At 60.6% G+C, this 15,290-nt stretch carries 14 protein-coding genes; 5 read left to right on the top strand and 9 right to left on the bottom strand.

Annotation, left to right across the window (positions count from 1 at the left end; genetic code table 11):
- The first annotated feature begins 249 nt into the window (after positions 1–249).
- Both ACI77H_RS20195 and nudC read left to right on the top strand, forming a co-directional pair.
- Positions 250–1,062, top strand: a complete 813-nt coding sequence (locus tag ACI77H_RS20195; RefSeq protein WP_407013484.1) for a crotonase/enoyl-CoA hydratase family protein — start codon at positions 250–252, stop codon at positions 1,060–1,062.
- Between the two features lie 7 nt (positions 1,063–1,069).
- Positions 1,070–1,900 (top strand): NAD(+) diphosphatase, encoded by an 831-nt coding sequence (nudC, locus tag ACI77H_RS20190; RefSeq protein ID WP_407013483.1) that lies wholly within the window; start codon positions 1,070–1,072, stop codon positions 1,898–1,900.
- On the opposite strand, the gene ACI77H_RS20185 is transcribed toward nudC, so the two are convergent.
- Entirely contained in the window at positions 1,868–2,647 is a 780-nt protein-coding gene (locus tag ACI77H_RS20185) for a TSUP family transporter (RefSeq protein WP_407013482.1), read from the bottom strand. The genes nudC and ACI77H_RS20185 overlap by 33 nt on opposite strands.
- Before the next feature lie 205 nt (positions 2,648–2,852).
- Positions 2,853–4,091, bottom strand: a complete 1,239-nt coding sequence (locus ACI77H_RS20180; protein ID WP_407013481.1) for an acyl-CoA dehydrogenase family protein — start codon at positions 4,089–4,091, stop codon at positions 2,853–2,855.
- 344 nt (positions 4,092–4,435) lie between these two features.
- Between ACI77H_RS20180 and sfnG the strand changes: the two genes are divergently transcribed.
- Positions 4,436–5,527 (top strand): dimethylsulfone monooxygenase SfnG, encoded by a 1,092-nt coding sequence (gene sfnG / locus ACI77H_RS20175; protein ID WP_407013480.1) that lies wholly within the window; start codon positions 4,436–4,438, stop codon positions 5,525–5,527.
- A gap of 119 nt (positions 5,528–5,646) precedes the next feature.
- Here the strand turns inward: sfnG and ACI77H_RS20170 are convergent, their stop codons facing one another.
- Positions 5,647–6,123, bottom strand: a complete 477-nt coding sequence (locus tag ACI77H_RS20170) for a DUF1348 family protein (RefSeq protein WP_407013479.1) — start codon at positions 6,121–6,123, stop codon at positions 5,647–5,649.
- A gap of 56 nt (positions 6,124–6,179) precedes the next feature.
- Positions 6,180–6,743: a TetR/AcrR family transcriptional regulator gene (locus tag ACI77H_RS20165; RefSeq protein WP_407013478.1), complete on the bottom strand. Its 564-nt coding sequence runs from the start codon at positions 6,741–6,743 to the stop codon at positions 6,180–6,182.
- Positions 6,744–6,961: 218 nt separating this feature from the next.
- On the opposite strand from ACI77H_RS20165, the gene pssA reads away from it, so the two are divergent.
- The gene (pssA, locus tag ACI77H_RS20160; protein WP_407013477.1) at positions 6,962–8,305 is read left to right on the top strand and encodes a CDP-diacylglycerol--serine O-phosphatidyltransferase; all 1,344 of its coding nucleotides are present in this window, start codon (positions 6,962–6,964) and stop codon (positions 8,303–8,305) included.
- Here pssA and ACI77H_RS20155 read toward each other — a convergent pair.
- The 5 genes from ACI77H_RS20155 to efeU form a co-directional block, all read right to left on the bottom strand.
- The gene (locus tag ACI77H_RS20155) at positions 8,300–9,478 is read right to left on the bottom strand and encodes an MFS transporter (RefSeq protein ID WP_407013476.1); all 1,179 of its coding nucleotides are present in this window, start codon (positions 9,476–9,478) and stop codon (positions 8,300–8,302) included. The two genes, pssA and ACI77H_RS20155, sit on opposite strands and share 6 nt — an antisense overlap.
- A 166-nt stretch (positions 9,479–9,644) precedes the next feature.
- Positions 9,645–10,469: an iron uptake system protein EfeO gene (gene efeO, locus ACI77H_RS20150; protein ID WP_407013474.1), complete on the bottom strand. Its 825-nt coding sequence runs from the start codon at positions 10,467–10,469 to the stop codon at positions 9,645–9,647.
- A gap of 24 nt (positions 10,470–10,493) precedes the next feature.
- Positions 10,494–11,792, bottom strand: coding sequence for an iron uptake transporter deferrochelatase/peroxidase subunit (gene efeB, locus ACI77H_RS20145; protein WP_407013473.1), 1,299 nt, complete (start codon positions 11,790–11,792; stop codon positions 10,494–10,496).
- A gap of 18 nt (positions 11,793–11,810) precedes the next feature.
- Positions 11,811–13,010 (bottom strand): iron uptake system protein EfeO, encoded by a 1,200-nt coding sequence (gene efeO / locus ACI77H_RS20140; protein ID WP_407013471.1) that lies wholly within the window; start codon positions 13,008–13,010, stop codon positions 11,811–11,813.
- A gap of 8 nt (positions 13,011–13,018) precedes the next feature.
- On the bottom strand, positions 13,019–13,858 hold the full coding sequence (gene efeU, locus ACI77H_RS20135) for an iron uptake transporter permease EfeU (RefSeq protein WP_407013469.1): 840 nt from the start codon (positions 13,856–13,858) through the stop codon (positions 13,019–13,021).
- Positions 13,859–14,143: 285 nt separating this feature from the next.
- Between efeU and ACI77H_RS20130 the strand changes: the two genes are divergently transcribed.
- Positions 14,144–15,160, top strand: coding sequence for an AraC family transcriptional regulator (locus ACI77H_RS20130; protein WP_407013467.1), 1,017 nt, complete (start codon positions 14,144–14,146; stop codon positions 15,158–15,160).
- The last annotated feature ends 130 nt before the right edge of the window (positions 15,161–15,290 follow it).

Raw genomic sequence — 15,290 nt, 5'->3', positions numbered from 1 at the left:
ACAATCGGTTCAAAGCGGTACGGACGTGCCGGATAGAGAGTCGAATGCTCCGACGAAGGGCATGTTTTTTTGTGATTTGGCCCCAAAAAGTAACGTGGCAGTCACATGGATGTGCAGAGCCGATTACATCGGCGCACTGTTGTGGTGCGCTCGAAGGTCCCGCTTTTGGCCGAACCGCTGCCTTACTGCGGCGAGGGTTGCCTTGTTATAGTTCGGGCTTCATTTTTTGCCCGGTAAAGGATCACTGCCATGTCTCAGTACACCGCGTTCACCGTCGAACTGGCCGATAAAATTGCTCACGTGCAGATCAATCGTCCGGAAAAGATCAACTCGATGAATGCAGCGTTCTGGAGCGAGATCATCGAGATCTTCCAGTGGATCGATGACACCGACGAAGTGCGGGTGGTTGTGCTCAGTGGCGCCGGCAAACACTTTTCCTCCGGTATCGACCTTATGATGCTGGCCGGGGTGGCCAATGAGTTGGGCAAGGACGTTGGCCGCAATGCGCGCCTGCTGCGCCGCAAGATCCTCGCTCTGCAAGCGTCCTTCAACGCCGTCGACAACTGCCGCAAGCCCGTACTGGCGGCGATTCAGGGTTATTGCCTAGGCGGCGCGATCGACCTGATTGCCGCTTGCGACATGCGTTACGCCGCCGAAGGTGCGCAATTCTCGATCAAGGAAATCGACATCGGCATGGCGGCCGACGTCGGCACCTTGCAACGCTTGCCGCGGATCATCGGTGACGGCATGCTGCGTGAACTGGCTTACACTGGTCGCTCGTTTGGCGCCGAGGAAGCGCGCAGCATCGGCCTGGTCAATCGCGTCTACAGCGACACCGCCAGCCTGCTCGACGGTGTCATGGGCCTGGCGCGCGAGATTGCCAGCAAGTCGCCGATTGCCATCGCCGGCACCAAAGAGATGATCAGTTACATGCGCGACCATCGCATCGACGACGGCCTCGAATACGTCGCCACGTGGAACGCCGCCATGCTGCAATCCACTGACTTGCGCGTGGCCATGGTCGCCCATATGAGCAAACAGAAACCCGAATTTCTGGATTGATTGAAAAATGACATCACGCTGGACCACCGCAGTACTGGACACCGATCAACCGGGCGGCTGGGCCGTCGCGCGCAGCCCTGAAGGTTTCCTGTTCGACGACAATGGCGCGCTGTTCCCGCGTGAATGGCTCAAGCGCCAGGACCTGCCGATTCTTGCCGAACATGGCATCGGTCATCTGGATGGCGAACCGGTCTATCTGCTGGAGCTGCGCAGTCACAGCGACGTGCCGGGGTGCAACTGGAAAGGCTTGCGGGCGTTCATGCTCGACGGTGATCATGCCGTTTACAAGGTGCTGGGTTATGCCGCGCAGATCGGCACCTGGGCCCGCGAGCACCGTTTTTGCGGTAACTGCGGGCAGGCGACCTTGCAAGTGCCGCGTGAGCGGGCGATGTATTGCGAGCCGTGCAATTTGCGCTATTACCCGCGCATTTCGCCGAGCATGATCGTGCTGATCACCCGTGGCGATGAAGTTTTGCTGGCGCGCTCGCCACGGTTTGTCTCCGGGGTCTACAGCACGCTGGCTGGGTTTGCCGAGCCGGGCGAGTCCGCTGAAGACTGCCTGATTCGCGAAGTGCGCGAAGAGGTGCAGATCGAGGTCAAGAACATCCAGTACATGGGCAGTCAGTGCTGGCCGTTCCCGCACTCGATGATGCTCGGCTTCCACGCCGAGTACGCCGGCGGCGAGATTGTCTGCCAGGAAGACGAGATCGAGGACGCCCAGTGGTTCAACGTGCACGAGCTGCCGCCGTTGCCGGCGTCACGCTCGATTGCCCGTTACCTGATCGACGTCTATGTGGCGCGGCGTTTAGGCCACGCTGAACCAGTGCTGCCAGGCTAGGCGCACGGTCAGGCCCAGCACCACGGTGATGAACACCGGGCGAATGAATTTGGCGCCGCCGCTGATGGCAGAGCGGGCGCCAAAGAATGCACCCACCATCACCGACAGGCCCATGCTCAGGCCGATGATCCAGTCCACTTGCCCGGAAAAGATGAACACCGACAGCGCCGCAATGTTGCTGACGAAGTTCATACTGCGCGCCACGCCACTGGCCTTCACCAGGTCGATGGGATACATCAGCAGGCTGCTCACGGTCCAGAACGCGCCGGTGCCGGGGCCGGCCACGCCATCGTAGAAGCCGAGGCTGAAGCCTTGGGTCGATTGCCACTTTTTCTTGATCGGCGCGTCGCTGTCCAGCGGTGCTTTCGGCGTACCACCGAACAACAGGTAGAGGCCGCAAGCGAACACGATCACCGGCAGCATCTTGTTCAGCCACTCGGCGGGCAGGTAATGCGCGACCACGGCACCGGTCAGCGCGCCGACCAGGGTGCCGACAATGGCGTGCACCCACTGCCGCGGATGGAACAGTTTGCGTCGATAGAAGGTGAAACTGGCGGTGGCCGAGCCGAAGGTCGAACTGAGTTTGTTGGTGCCCAGTACCAGGTGCGGCGGCAGGCCAGCGGTCAGCAGCGCCGGAGTGGTCAACAGACCGCCGCCGCCGGCAATGGCGTCGATGAAACCGGCAATGAAGGCGACGACGGCGAGGATGGCCAGGGTGGTGAGGTCAACGCTGAGTTCGAAAGGCATGGACTTGGGCTTATTCGGCGGGGTGCAGCCAGTGGCTGCGGGGAAGGGCCGATATCTTACCTATATCGAGACTTTGCGGCGACCCACCTGGCCTCTTCGCGGGCAAGCGCGCTCCCACAAGGAATGCGGTACTCACATCATTTGTGTTCACCCAGGCCCCTATGGGAGCGGGCTTGCCCGCGAAGACTGACTTTCAGGCGCTACATCACTTCGAGGCAGGCCCATTGCCGATCTGCCACACAAACGGCGGCTCCGTCCCGTTAATCGCCCAATCCCCGACAATCCGCGCCTTGTAGATCACTGGGTTGTGCGAAGACACGGTCCGCGCATTACGCCAATGCCGATCCAGTGATTTTCCCTGACGAACATCCGAAGCCCCCAGCGCATTGAACAGCTCGGTGGTCGCCCGTTGAATCAGCTCCGACACCACCACCTGCGCTTTCGCCGATTCGAGCTCCGCCGCAACATTTGCCGCCCGCTCCAGCACGTCATCACCAGCAAACCGCGCCAGATACGCCCGCTGCGCCGGTTGCGCCGCCTTCAAGGCACTGGCTTCAGCGGCATACACCCACGCCGCCACTTCACCGACCACTTGTTGAACCTGCGAGTCCTCGCTGACACGCTGGGCATTGCCGTGGCTGTAAATACGTTTGCGCGCACGCACCTGATGCGCCACATCACGCAACGCGGCGCGACCGATCCCGGCCAGCGTGGCCAACAGCACGAGCTGATAGAACGCCGTCTGGTATTTGAAACGGGTGGCGAAATCGATGATGTTTTCTGCGTCCACCTCGGCATCGATGAACCGCGACGTGCCGCTGCCCGTGGTGCGCTGGCCGAAACCGTCCCAGTCATCACTTTGCACGATCCCCGGTTGGCGTGTGCGTACAGCGGCAATCACGTCGCCACCGCTGTCACTGCGCTGGGCGTAGACGTCGATCCAGTCGGAAAACAGGCTGCCGGTGCTGTAGAACTTTTCACCGTTGAGGCGCCACTTTTCGCCATGGGGCGAGACTTTGGTGATCACATCGCCAATGGCCACACTGCCGATTTCCGTCCAGGCGCAACCGACGATGTCACCGTCGACGAAACGTTTGAACCACAGGTCCCGGGCCTGCCCCGCAGTGGCGTTCAAGCGGTCCTCGGCAAACGCGAAATGCCCGCGCAGGGCTTGCGGAACGTTGGAATCGGCTTCGGCCAGTTCGATCAGCAACTCAAACAGTTGCGGCAGGGACGCGCCGCCGCCACCGTACTCAACTGGCACGCGCACGGCGCCAAAGCCGGCTTCCTTCAGCCACTGAATGGGCTCGTAGGGCAGGCTGCGCGACTGTTCGCGCTGGACGGCTCCGGCGGCAATGCGCTGGAAAATCGGGCGGAATCTCGCGGCCAGCGCTTCATAGTCAGTGCCAATGGACAGTGGATTGATTACCTGGTGTTCGGTCATGGGGGCAGCTCCTTGGATCGGCAGTTAGTGCCGAGGGGGATTGCAGGGTCCGTGCCGGGTAGAAACAGCCGGGTTTTGCTAGGGGCTTGGATTCAGATGCCGTTTGAACTGTTGCCGTACCAACAGCGCAACAGCAAATTGCCCTGACACACCCAGAACCCTGTAGGAGCAGGCTTGCCCGCGATGGCGGCGTCACTTTCAACACATCCATTGACTGACATTCCGCTATCGCGGGCAAGCCCGCTCCCACAGGGGGTCTCGCCGGGCTCAAGATAGTCGTTTCACCCGGCTGGCACGGTTGCTGCTCTCACCCAAGGACTTCCTAACGTCCAGAGGACACGCCAATGAGTCAGCAAGCCGTCAAATTTGCCTACTGGGTGCCGAACGTCAGCGGCGGGCTGGTGGTCAGCAAGATCGAGCAACGCACCCACTGGGGCATCGACTACAACCGCAAACTGGCGCAACTGGCCGAGGACGCGGGGTTTGAATATGCCCTGACGCAGATTCGCTTCACCGCCGGTTACGGCGCCGAGTACCAGCATGAGTCGGTCGCCTTCAGTCACGCACTTCTGGCTGCAACGACAACGTTGAAAGTGATCGCCGCGATCTTGCCCGGTCCCTGGCAGCCGGCGCTGGCCGCCAAGCAACTGGCGACGATCGATCAACTGACCAATGGCCGGGTGGCCGTAAACATCGTCAGCGGCTGGTTCAAAGGCGAGTTCCAGGCCATCGGTGAACACTGGCTGGAGCACGACGAGCGTTATCGCCGCTCCGAAGAATTCATCCGCTCGCTCAAAGGCATCTGGAGCCAGGACAATTTCACCTTCCGTGGTGACTTCTACCGCTTCGACAACTACAGCCTCAAACCGAAACCGCTGGGCCAACCGGAAGTCTTCCAGGGCGGCAGCTCCCGTGCGGCGCGGGACATGGCGGCGCGGGTATCGGACAGGTACTTCACCAACGGCAACACGCCGGAAGGTATCAAGGCGCAAGTCGACGATATCCGTACCAAGGCAGCCGCGAACAATCACTCGGTGAAGGTCGGGGTGAACGCGTTTGTGATCGCTCGCGACACCGAAGAAGAGGCTCGCGCGGTGCTGGCGCAGATCATCGATCAGGCCGACCCCGAGGCGGTGAATGCCTTTGGCGATGCGGCCAAGCAGGCGGGCAGGGCGTCACCGGAAGGCGAGGGCAATTGGGCCAAATCGACGTTCGAGGATCTGGTGCAGTACAACGATGGCTTCAAGACCAATCTGATCGGCACGCCGCAGCAAATTGCCGAGCGGATTGTGGCGTTGAAGGCGGTGGGCGTGGACCTGGTGCTGGCGGGATTTCTGCACTTTCAAGAAGAGGTGGAGTATTTCGGCAAGCGGGTGTTGCCGTTGGTGCGGGAGCTGGAAGCCGAGGCGGGCGTGAAACAAGCCGCAGTCGCCTGACCCCCACAAAATGCATAGGAGCCGGCTTGCCGGCGATGGCGATTTCACAGGCAACATTATTTGTTGAATGTGATGACGCCATCGCTGGCAAGCCAGCTCCTGCAGGGTGCGATGTGTATTTATAGACCTAAGTCGGACAGGCCCGGATGATCATCCGGGCGACGACCCAGCGGCCAGTGGAACTTGCGCTCGCTTTCCTTGATCGGCAGGTCGTTGATGCAGGCGAACCGGTTGGCCATCAACCCATTCTCGTCGAACTCCCAGTTTTCGTTGCCGTAGGAACGGAACCAGTTGCCCGAGTCGTCGTGCCACTCATAGGCGTAACGCACCGCGATGCGGTTGCCGGTGAACGCCCAGAGTTCCTTGATCAGTCGATAGTCCAGTTCCTTGGCCCATTTGCGCGTCAGGAAACCTTTGGCTTCTTCGCGGTTGTAGGCGAATTCGGCGCGGTTGCGCCATTGGGTGTCCAGCGTGTAGGCCAGCGACACGCGCTCCGGGTCACGGGAGTTCCAGCCATCTTCGGCCAGGCGAATTTTTTCGATGGCCGATTCACGGGTAAACGGCGGCAATGGCGGACGAACTTCTGCGTTAGACATTTAAAGTCTCCCTCTCAAATAAAAGTTCAAGCAAGTTGTCGGGCTTGGTAAATGTGTTACAGGTCCAATAACTTTCGCGCCATGCATTGCGCATTATCGGCGGCACTGTGATCACCCATGACAAGCGCCACGGTAGTGGCGCCGTCGATCAGGATCAGCAGCTGTTTGGCCAGCGTCTCCGGGTCGTTTGCGCCATGTTCGGTACAGAGCTCGTGCAGGTAGTCGAGCAATTTCTGTTTGTGTTCTTTGGCGACCATCCGAACCGGATCCTGCGGGTTTCCGGTTTCGCCGCTGGTGTTGATGAAAGCGCAGCCACGGAAGCCTTCGGAGGCAAACCAGGCCTTGAGCACGGTAAACAGGTTGAGCAACCGGTCGGCCGGAGTTTCGGCCTGGTCGACCGCATTTCTGTACCAGAGCATCCAGCGCACGTCGCGGCGTTGCAGGGCGGCGACGGTCAACTCCTCCTTGTTGGCGAAGTAGCGGTAAATGCTTTTTCTGGAGACGCCGGCGGTTTTCACCAGAAGATCCATGCCCGTGGCAGCGATGCCACTTTTGTAGATCAACTTTTCGGTGACATCCAGAATGATGTCGCGTGTCTTGCTGCTAGTGATTTCGTTCATGTGACGAACAGTAGAACGATCGTTCTTCTTGGTCAAATATTATTTTCCGGCGCATGTGAAATCGCCATCGCTGGCAAGCCAGCGCCTACAGGTTTAAATACGATTTACTGTAGGAGCTGGCTTGCCAGCGATGACGTCAGGAAAGACACCAACAAGACCCAAACCCTTCCATGGTGTAAGCTCTTGAACTCTTCGGATTCGACCCATTTGCGAGCCCTATGCCGTCGCTTTTCAAACGCTCTCTGCTGCCCAAACTGCGCAGTTTTCCGCTGACCGCCGATGCCGTCACCATCCTCTCTGGCGCTGCCGAGTTCCGTCGTTGCCTGCTGGAAAAAATCGCCACAGCGACCCGGCGCATCTACATCGTCGCGCTGTATCTGCAACAGGATGAAGCCGGCCAGGAAATTCTCGATGCCTTGCACGCCGCCAAACTGGCGCGGCCGGAACTGGATGTCGTGGTCGTCGTCGACTGGCTGCGCGCCCAACGTGGCTTGATCGGTGCCGGCAAACAGCCGGGGAATTCGGCGTGGTATCAGGAAACCACCCGAACCCACGAAAGCGTGGTCCCGGTGTACGGCGTGCCGGTGCAGACCCGCGAGCTGTTCGGCGTGCTGCATTTGAAGGGCTTTGTGATCGACGACTGCGTGATCTACAGCGGTGCGAGTCTGAATAATGTTTATTTGCACAAGTTCGACAAATACCGCTACGACCGTTATCACCTGCTGCACAACGGTGCCCTGGCCGATTCGATGCAGCACCTGGTTCAGCACGGTCTGGTTGCCTCGAAAGCGGTGCATCGTCTCGATTTGCCGAACCTGCCGACCACGCGCAGCCTGCGCAACGACATCGGTGACCTGCGCAGCCGCCTGAAACACGCGGCATACGACACTACGACGGGCAGCACAGCGAAAGACGGTTTGTCGGTCAGCCCCTTGCTCGGTGTCGGCAAGAACAACCCGTTGAGCCGGGTAATTTGCGAGTTGATCGCCAGTGCCCAGCACCAACTGACGATCTGCACGCCGTACTTCAACCTGCCGTTGGCGGTGACCCGGGAGATCAACCGGGCGTTGGCTCGGGGCGTGAAGATCGACATTGTGGTCGGCGACAAGACCGCCAATGACTTTTACATCCCGCCGAGCGAGCCGTTCAAAGTGATCGCGGCGTTGCCGTACCTCTACGAAATCAGCCTGCGGCGTTTCGCCAAGCGTCATCATCGCAACGTCGACAGCGGTCAACTGAACCTGCACCTGTGGAAGGACGGCGACAACACCTACCACCTCAAAGGCATGTGGGTCGATCAGCGTTACACCTTGCTGACCGGCAACAACCTCAATCCGCGCGCATTCCGTCTCGATCTGGAAAACGCGCTGCTGATTGATGACCCCAAAGGCGAGTTGTTGGCACCGCGTCGCAGCGAGCTGGCGGAAATCTTCCAGCACACCACGCGCATCGAGCGATATCAGGACCTGCAAACCCTGCCGGATTACCCGGCGGGCGTGGCCAAGTTCCTCAAACGCGTCAGTCGCGTGCGCATTGAGCGCTTGCTCTATCGCATTCTATAAAGCCTGATGCTGCCGGGGCCCTGGCCACAGGGCCACCAGCAGCAACAACGCTGCGGCCACCACATACGGCAAGCGCGGCTCGATGTCGTAGATCAGCGTGGCGGTCAACGGCCCGATCACTACGCCAAACCCTTGGGCGGCACCGATGGAGCCGGCGGTTGCGCCTTGCTCCGAGGCCTCCACCGCATTGGCGGCAAGCGCGGCGAAGGACGGGAAAATCAGGCCCATGCCACCCGCCGAGACAAAGAAGCACAACCACAAGGCCCACGCGGTGCCGGCAATGATGCTGCCGGAAAAGCCCAGTGCAGCCACCACCGCGCCGACCCGGATCAACCGCAGCGGCGGCCATTCCAGTCGCCGCACCACCAACTGCGAACAGATCAACGCGAACCCGACCATGGTCAGGGCGATCCCGGCGGTTTGCGCGGCGTCGGCCGGGCTCATGCCGAGTCGGTCGAGGGCAAAAAACCCTACGGTGATCTGCGCGATGGACACACAGAGCATCGCCACGAACGCCACGGCCATGGGCCGGCGCAGCCGTGGATCATTCAAGTGAACCTTGCGCGGTGCCTGGCGCAGATGCAGCTCCTGAGCCTTGAGTTTGTAACGCAGCACAAGGAACGCCAACAACGGTAGAACCGCCATGGCGTAGAACGGCAGGCTCAAGCTGTAGCGTGACAACAGGGCGGCGATTGCCGGGCCGATCACCAGCCCGCAGGCGTTGGCCGCGCCCAACGCGGCCATGGCTTTGGCGCGGTGTTGCGGTTCGACGTTGTCGGCAATCAACGCATTGCAACCGACCGGGATCGCCGCATAGAACACGCCGATCAGCCCGCGTCCGAGCATCAGCCCGATAAACGCCAGCGCCGCTGAAGGCAGGAAGCGTAAAGAGGTGTCGATGAACAGGCACAAGGCCCAATAGGCGAGGGTGAAGCCTGCTGTGCCGAGCAACAAAATGCGCCGTCGTCCGAAGCGGTCGCTGGCCTGACCCCAGGGGCGCGCCAAAACCATCCAGATCACCCCCGACACCGTCACCGCCGCACCGGCCTGCCAGGTGGCCAGCCCCAATACCCGGGCAATCGGCCCGATCAAAGAGACGAACGCCATCATCGCCATGCTGCAGGCCATGTTGGCGACCATGAGCGGACGCAGGTCGAAGGTTGAAGCGGACATGGGTGAGTCTTCCGTGAGCTTTTGTTATTGGTGGGGGATGTTAGCAGGAGGGGAATGTGTCGGGTCTGAAAATGCCATCGCTGGCAAGCCAGCTCCTACAGGGGAAACGCGATCAACCGTAAGAGCTGGCTTGCCCGCGATGAGGCCCGTACAGACGCGACAAAACTCAGTTCAACCCCAGCTTCCCACGCAACGTCGACAAATCCTCAGCCAACGTATTCACCGGCCCAACCAGCGCCTTACGGTCGCTTTCCTTCACTTTGTCGTAAGTCTCGAAACCACCCTCCTTGGTCTTGTACTTCGCCAGCGTCTTGTTCACCGTGGCAAAGTTCTTGTCGACCTTGGCAATGAACGCCGCGTCTTGCTTCGCGATCTGCGGACGGAACAGGTCGACGATTTTCTTTGCGCCGTCGATGTTGCCCTGGAAGTCATACAGGTCGGTGTGGCTGTAACGATCCTCTTCACCGGAGATCTTGGTCGCGGCGACTTCTTCCAGCAGCGCAGCCGCGCCACCGACCACTTTTTCAGGCGGGAAGGTCAGGCCGGCCACGCGGGTTTGCAGGTCTTTGACGTCTTTGTTCAAACCATCGGCCAGTTCGCCCAGCCCCTTGGTGCTCTTCTCGGAGAACAGCGAATACTCGATACGGTGGAAACCGGTGAAGTCTTCGGCTTTCACGCCTTTTTCGTGGTCGTCGACACGGGAGTCGATGGACGCGTCGAGGTCACTGAACAGTTCGGCAATCGGCTCAATCGACTCGTAGTAAACCCGGGTCGGCGCGTAGAGTTTTTGCGCGGTGGCGAGGTCGCCTTTCTTCACCGCGTCGGTGAACTTCTGAGTGTGGCTGGCCAGTTCGTCCAGTTGTTCAGTGACGTAAATCTTGTAGTCAGAAATCGGCCCCACCAGTTCCAGCGGCGCCGTCGCCGCGAAAGCCGAAAGCGGGGAGTTGAGCAAACCAAGGGTCAGCAAAAACGCAAGTGGCGACTTTTTCATGGGGCGGTTCCGTGTTGGGGTTGGTTAGGTGGTGGCTTTTGTTTGTGCCGCGTTGAGCAGTGAGTGACCAATGAAATCCTGGTCGCCCGTCACACCCGGCAGGGTGAAGAAGTACCCACCGCCGACCGGCTTGAGGTATTCCTCGAGCGGTTCGCCGTTGAGACGGGTTTGTACGGCGATGAAGCCTTTTTCCAGGTCGGCCTGGTAGCAGATGAACAACAAACCCATGTCCAGCTGACCGTTCTTGTTGACGCCGTTGGAGTAGTTAAACGGCCGGCGCAGGATCAGATTGGCCTGACTTGCGGCGGTACGCGGGTTGGCCAGACGGATGTGCGCATCGAGCTTGGTCAGCTTGCCTTGCGGGTCTTTCGCGTAGTCCGGCACCTCGGTTTCATGGGCACCGCCCATGGGTGCGCCGGAGCTTTTGATCCGGCCGAGAATGCTTTCCTGTTCCTGCAACGGCGTGCGGTCCCAGCGCTCAACGAAGTTGCGGATGATCCGCACCGCTTGATAGCTGCCATTGACGGCCCACGCCGGTTCGTCGTTGCCGGGCTGGACCCAGACGATGCGGTCCATGGCCTTGGCGTCGTTGGAGTCGGGGTTGGCCGAGCCGTCGCGAAAGCCCAGGAAGTTACGTGCGCTCTGCGCCAGCACACCGGGTTTCGCCGGTGCCTGGGGCGGCACGCTGCCTTCCTGTTTCCAACGCACCCATAGCAAGTCCGGCAGGTTCTTCACAATGTCGCGCAGGGCGTGGATGTTGGTGTCGGTGGTGTTGGCGCAAAACTGCAAACTCAGGTCGCCGTGGCAGCAATCGGCTTCCAGTGCATCGTTGGGGAAACCGACCATGCGGCTCAGGCGTTTCGGTTTGGCGTGGGCCAGGCCAAAGCGTTCGTCGAACAACGATTCACCCACCGAGACGGTGATGGTCAGGTTATCCGGCGTGACTACCGGGCCGAGAATCCCCGAGTCCACCGGCGGCAGTTTCGGATCGACCTGCGCCACCGGGCCGCCCTTCATCAGGAACGCAATGCGCTCATTGAGCGTGCGGAACAGCCGCTCGAGGTCTTCGCGGTCGCTCGCCAACACATCAAACGACACCAACATGCCCGACGCCGGGCGCGGGGTGACGATGCCGCTTTGGTGCTGGCCGTGGAAGTCGTGGCGGTCGTCGGTCTTGTCGCTGCTTGGCGCTTCGGTGACTTGCGCGGGGCTGGCGGCCATGGCCGGGCAGCTCAATGCCGAACCGGCCAACGCCACACCGGCAGCGCCGATGCCCATCAATACCCGGCGCCGCTGAAGGTTGAATTGCTCTGAATCGTTCATCTGAATGTCGTCTTCTGCTTACAGGCCGGAAAGGCCAAGGGCGGGATCGATTCCATCGAGTGCGGCGGCCAGGGCCTTGGCCTTGTCGGCGATCTGTTTGCGCTGCTCGGCATTCACCGTGTCGTAGTTCGCGTAGCCGTTCTCGACGTTGAAGCCGTTAAGTTCGGCATCGAGGCTGGCGACGGCGTTGTCAATGGTTGGCAGCAGTTCGGCGGCGGACTTGGTCAGCAGCGGACGCAGCAGGTCGACGACTTTGCGCGCCGCTTCGAGGTTGCCGGCGAAACCGTTCAGGTCGGTGTGGCTGTAGCGTTCTTCTTCACCGCTGCTGGCGCGCACGTCGCCGAGGTTGTTGAGGTTGCGCACCACAATGCTGACCAATTGTTCCGGCGGCAGCGATTGGGCGAGCAGTTGTTGCTTGAGCGTGGTGACGTCGGTCAACAGCTGTTGGGCCACCGGTGTCAGGCCGCCGAGGGTGCGTTGCTGGAACAGCGCATATTCGAGGCGATGGAAGCCGCTGAAGCCTGGGTCCTGCTCGCGTTTCTCGAAGTAATCGGCCCGGGCATTGAGGGTATTGTCCAGTTCGGCAAGACGCTGTGCGGCTGGGGCAATGCGTTGATAGGCGCTACGTGCCGGCACGTACAAGGCTTGTGCCTGGCTCAGGTCGCCGGCCTCGATGGCTTGCTCAAGGGCGGTGACGGCTTTGATCAGCGCGGTGCTTTGGCTGCTCAGGTAAACGCGGAATTCCGATAACGGTCCGACGAAAGCGACCATCGACGGCTTGGCCTTGGCGGCGGCATCGGACGCCGCGGTCGGTGTCACGTGCAGCGTGCCACGCGGGTTGCTCAGTAGGCCGCAGGTGATCGCGTAATCGCCGGGCAGCAGGTTGGCGTTGATCACCTGGCTCAGGCCGGGCGCGATGTTTTCCCGTTCTTCGACCACCAGCACGCCGTCGAGGATTTCCCATTCAACGGCGCGGTCCGAGCGGTTGACGATGCGGAAACTGGCGCGACCGGCCGGCACCGTCAGCGCATGCGGCTCGCAGCTGTGCGGGTGAATGGTCACCAATACTTCGTCATGGTTGCTCTGGCGTTTGGCCGCGGCCATTTTCGAGGCGTAGTAGAACAGGCCACCGGCGGCGATCATCACGATCACCGAACCGGCCACCGCCCAGCGCAAGGCGCGGGGAGGGGCGGCCACAGGAGGAGTAGGCGTTGACATGAAGGCCCTTATTGACTGGACAAGGAAGAAGCTTGTTTAGCGGGAGCAGGCGCGGGGAGAAAAAACATCACCAGCGCCACCACCAGATAAATCAGATAAGCACCGAGGGTGCTGACGGTCGGCGCATCTTGATAGCCGAACATCCCGGACAACACAGAACCCAGCGGGCCGTCCATTGGCAGCGTGGCGCTGAAGTCGAACAGCACGGTTTGCAGCTGATTCCAAACCCCGGCTTCATGCAGCGCCTGCACCGAGTTGGCGAGAATGCCGGCGGCCACGACGAGGATGAACAGGCCGGTCCAGCGGAAAAACGCGCCAAGGTTCAGGCGCAGGCTGCCGGTGTAGATCAGGAAACCAACGATGATCGCCAGGATCAGGCCGAGCAGGGCGCCCATCGGTGCCGCCGGGCCTTCGCTTTGCTGGAACACCGCGAGCAGGAAGAACACCGTTTCCAGGCCTTCCCGGGCGACGGCGAAAAACACCATGGCGATCAGCGCTGTCACCTGATGCCTGGAACCGGTCAACGCGTGATCGAGGGAGACGTGCAACGAATGCTTGATCGAGCGCGCCACCTTGCGCATCCAGAACACCATGGAACTGAGAATGCCGACCGCGACCACGCCGACCACGCCTTCAAACAGTTCCTGTTGCTTCTGCGGGAATTCGGCGCTGACCAGTTCCAGACCGCCGCCCACCAGCAGAGCCAGTGCCGCAGCGAGAAACACGCCGATCCACACGGCCGGCATCCACTGGCCGCGACCGGTTTGCTTGAGGTAGCTGGCGATGATGCCAACGATCAATGCGGCCTCGATGCCTTCGCGCAGCATGATCAGAAAAGGAACAAGCATTCAGCACCGTCGCGGGATTAGATAGGGTGCTAATTTGTAACATAATGACACTCATTCCCAAATGCCAATCATTGACATTTACCTGAACCTAGGCTGAACAACCCTCAGCATCACCCTAAACCCTGTGGGAGCGGGCTTGCCCGCGATGACGGTGGGTCAGACGGCATAACTATCGAATGTAACGCCGCCATCGCGGGTAAGCCCGCTCCCACAGGATCTCCATTGCTCTGGCGGGCTGCGCTACTATGCCCACCACTCAAACAACAACACGGCACATCTCGCTCAATGTCGGAAAAAGACACCATTTCCATTCAACTGGTGCGTGAAGCGCTGTTGCAAAGTTGCGCTCCGGGCGCCGCCACCGACGAGGTGCTGCACAAGGTTGGCATCGATCCGGCACTGCTGGTATCCACCGATGCCCGCGTTCCGGCCACCGCCTACGCCAGGCTGTGGCGTTTGCTGGCGCGGCGCTGCGACGATGAGTTTTTTGGCATGGACCCGCGCAAGCTCAAATCCGGCAGCCTGGAATTTCTTTGCCGTTGCTCGATGGTCCAGCCGAGCCTGGCCGCTGGCCTGACGTCGGGGCTGGGGTTTCTGTCGTTGATGCTCGAACACCTGCCTGCGCAACTGGTTCGTCAGCAAAGTCTCGCGGAAATCGTCTTGCTGGAAGACGAACAGGACCCGCGCCGTGCCTTCACTTATTTCACTTACTGGATGATCGTGCACGGCGTTGCGTGTTGGCTGGCGGGGCGGCGGATTCCAATTCTGGCCATCGAGTTGCGCTGCCCGGCACCGAATTTTTGCGATGACTACCAGGTGATGTTTTCCGAGAACCTGCGTTTCGACCGGCCGCGCACGCGGATGATTTTCTCGGCCGATTGCCTGGATTTGCCGATCAAACGTAGCGCCGAAGAACTCAAGCGATTCCTGGCCCACGCTCCGGCGAACATTCTGGTGAAATATCGCGATCCGCAAAGCCTGGCCAGCCGGATCAAGCACGATTTGCGGCAATTGCCCGCAGAGCAATGGCCGGAAACCGAGCCGCTGGCACAGCAACTGTGCATGTCGGCATCAACCTTGCGCCGGCGGCTGGCGGAAGAGGGGCAGACCTATCAGGGCCTCAAGGACAGCGTGCGCAAGGAATTGGCCATTGTCTGGCTGGCGGAGCCGAGCATCAGCTTCGCCGAAATCGCCGCGCGGCTGGGGTTTGCCGATGCGAGCTCGTTCTACAAGGCGTTTCGCAAATGGTCGGGGTCGAATCCTGGGCATTACCGGAGTTTGATTCTGAACGAGGCTGACTGATCCGGATTTTGTAGTGATGCTGCTGGCCTCACAGGCATCACACCTCTCAAACCTTGGCCAAACCAGTCAGACAACTTGATAGCTTTGACCATTGCCCCACCTCCCGCGCAGAGCGAGTATTTCCCTGTTG

This window comes from Pseudomonas sp. O230 (assembly GCF_045447035.1).
Taxonomy (GTDB): Bacteria; Pseudomonadota; Gammaproteobacteria; order Pseudomonadales; family Pseudomonadaceae; genus Aquipseudomonas.
This window is presented reverse-complemented; position numbering and strand designations above follow the sequence as displayed.

What these genes read in the sequence shown, in the direction of transcription:
- ACI77H_RS20165 (WP_407013478.1), bottom strand. Translation starts at nt 6,743, where the DNA reads ATGAACGAAATCACTAGCAGCAAGACACGCGACATCATTCTGGATGTC.
- efeB (WP_407013473.1), bottom strand. Translation starts at nt 11,792, where the DNA reads ATGAACGATTCAGAGCAATTCAACCTTCAGCGGCGCCGGGTATTGATG.
- sfnG (WP_407013480.1), top strand. Translation starts at nt 4,436, where the DNA reads ATGAGTCAGCAAGCCGTCAAATTTGCCTACTGGGTGCCGAACGTCAGC.
- pssA (WP_407013477.1), top strand. Translation starts at nt 6,962, where the DNA reads ATGCCGTCGCTTTTCAAACGCTCTCTGCTGCCCAAACTGCGCAGTTTT.
- ACI77H_RS20170 (WP_407013479.1), bottom strand. Translation starts at nt 6,123, where the DNA reads ATGTCTAACGCAGAAGTTCGTCCGCCATTGCCGCCGTTTACCCGTGAA.
- efeO (WP_407013471.1), bottom strand. Translation starts at nt 13,010, where the DNA reads ATGTCAACGCCTACTCCTCCTGTGGCCGCCCCTCCCCGCGCCTTGCGC.
- efeO (WP_407013474.1), bottom strand. Translation starts at nt 10,469, where the DNA reads ATGAAAAAGTCGCCACTTGCGTTTTTGCTGACCCTTGGTTTGCTCAAC.
- ACI77H_RS20130 (WP_407013467.1), top strand. Translation starts at nt 14,144, where the DNA reads ATGTCGGAAAAAGACACCATTTCCATTCAACTGGTGCGTGAAGCGCTG.
- ACI77H_RS20195 (WP_407013484.1), top strand. Translation starts at nt 250, where the DNA reads ATGTCTCAGTACACCGCGTTCACCGTCGAACTGGCCGATAAAATTGCT.
- ACI77H_RS20155 (WP_407013476.1), bottom strand. Translation starts at nt 9,478, where the DNA reads ATGTCCGCTTCAACCTTCGACCTGCGTCCGCTCATGGTCGCCAACATG.
- efeU (WP_407013469.1), bottom strand. Translation starts at nt 13,858, where the DNA reads ATGCTTGTTCCTTTTCTGATCATGCTGCGCGAAGGCATCGAGGCCGCA.
- nudC (WP_407013483.1), top strand. Translation starts at nt 1,070, where the DNA reads ATGACATCACGCTGGACCACCGCAGTACTGGACACCGATCAACCGGGC.
- ACI77H_RS20185 (WP_407013482.1), bottom strand. Translation starts at nt 2,647, where the DNA reads ATGCCTTTCGAACTCAGCGTTGACCTCACCACCCTGGCCATCCTCGCC.
- ACI77H_RS20180 (WP_407013481.1), bottom strand. Translation starts at nt 4,091, where the DNA reads ATGACCGAACACCAGGTAATCAATCCACTGTCCATTGGCACTGACTAT.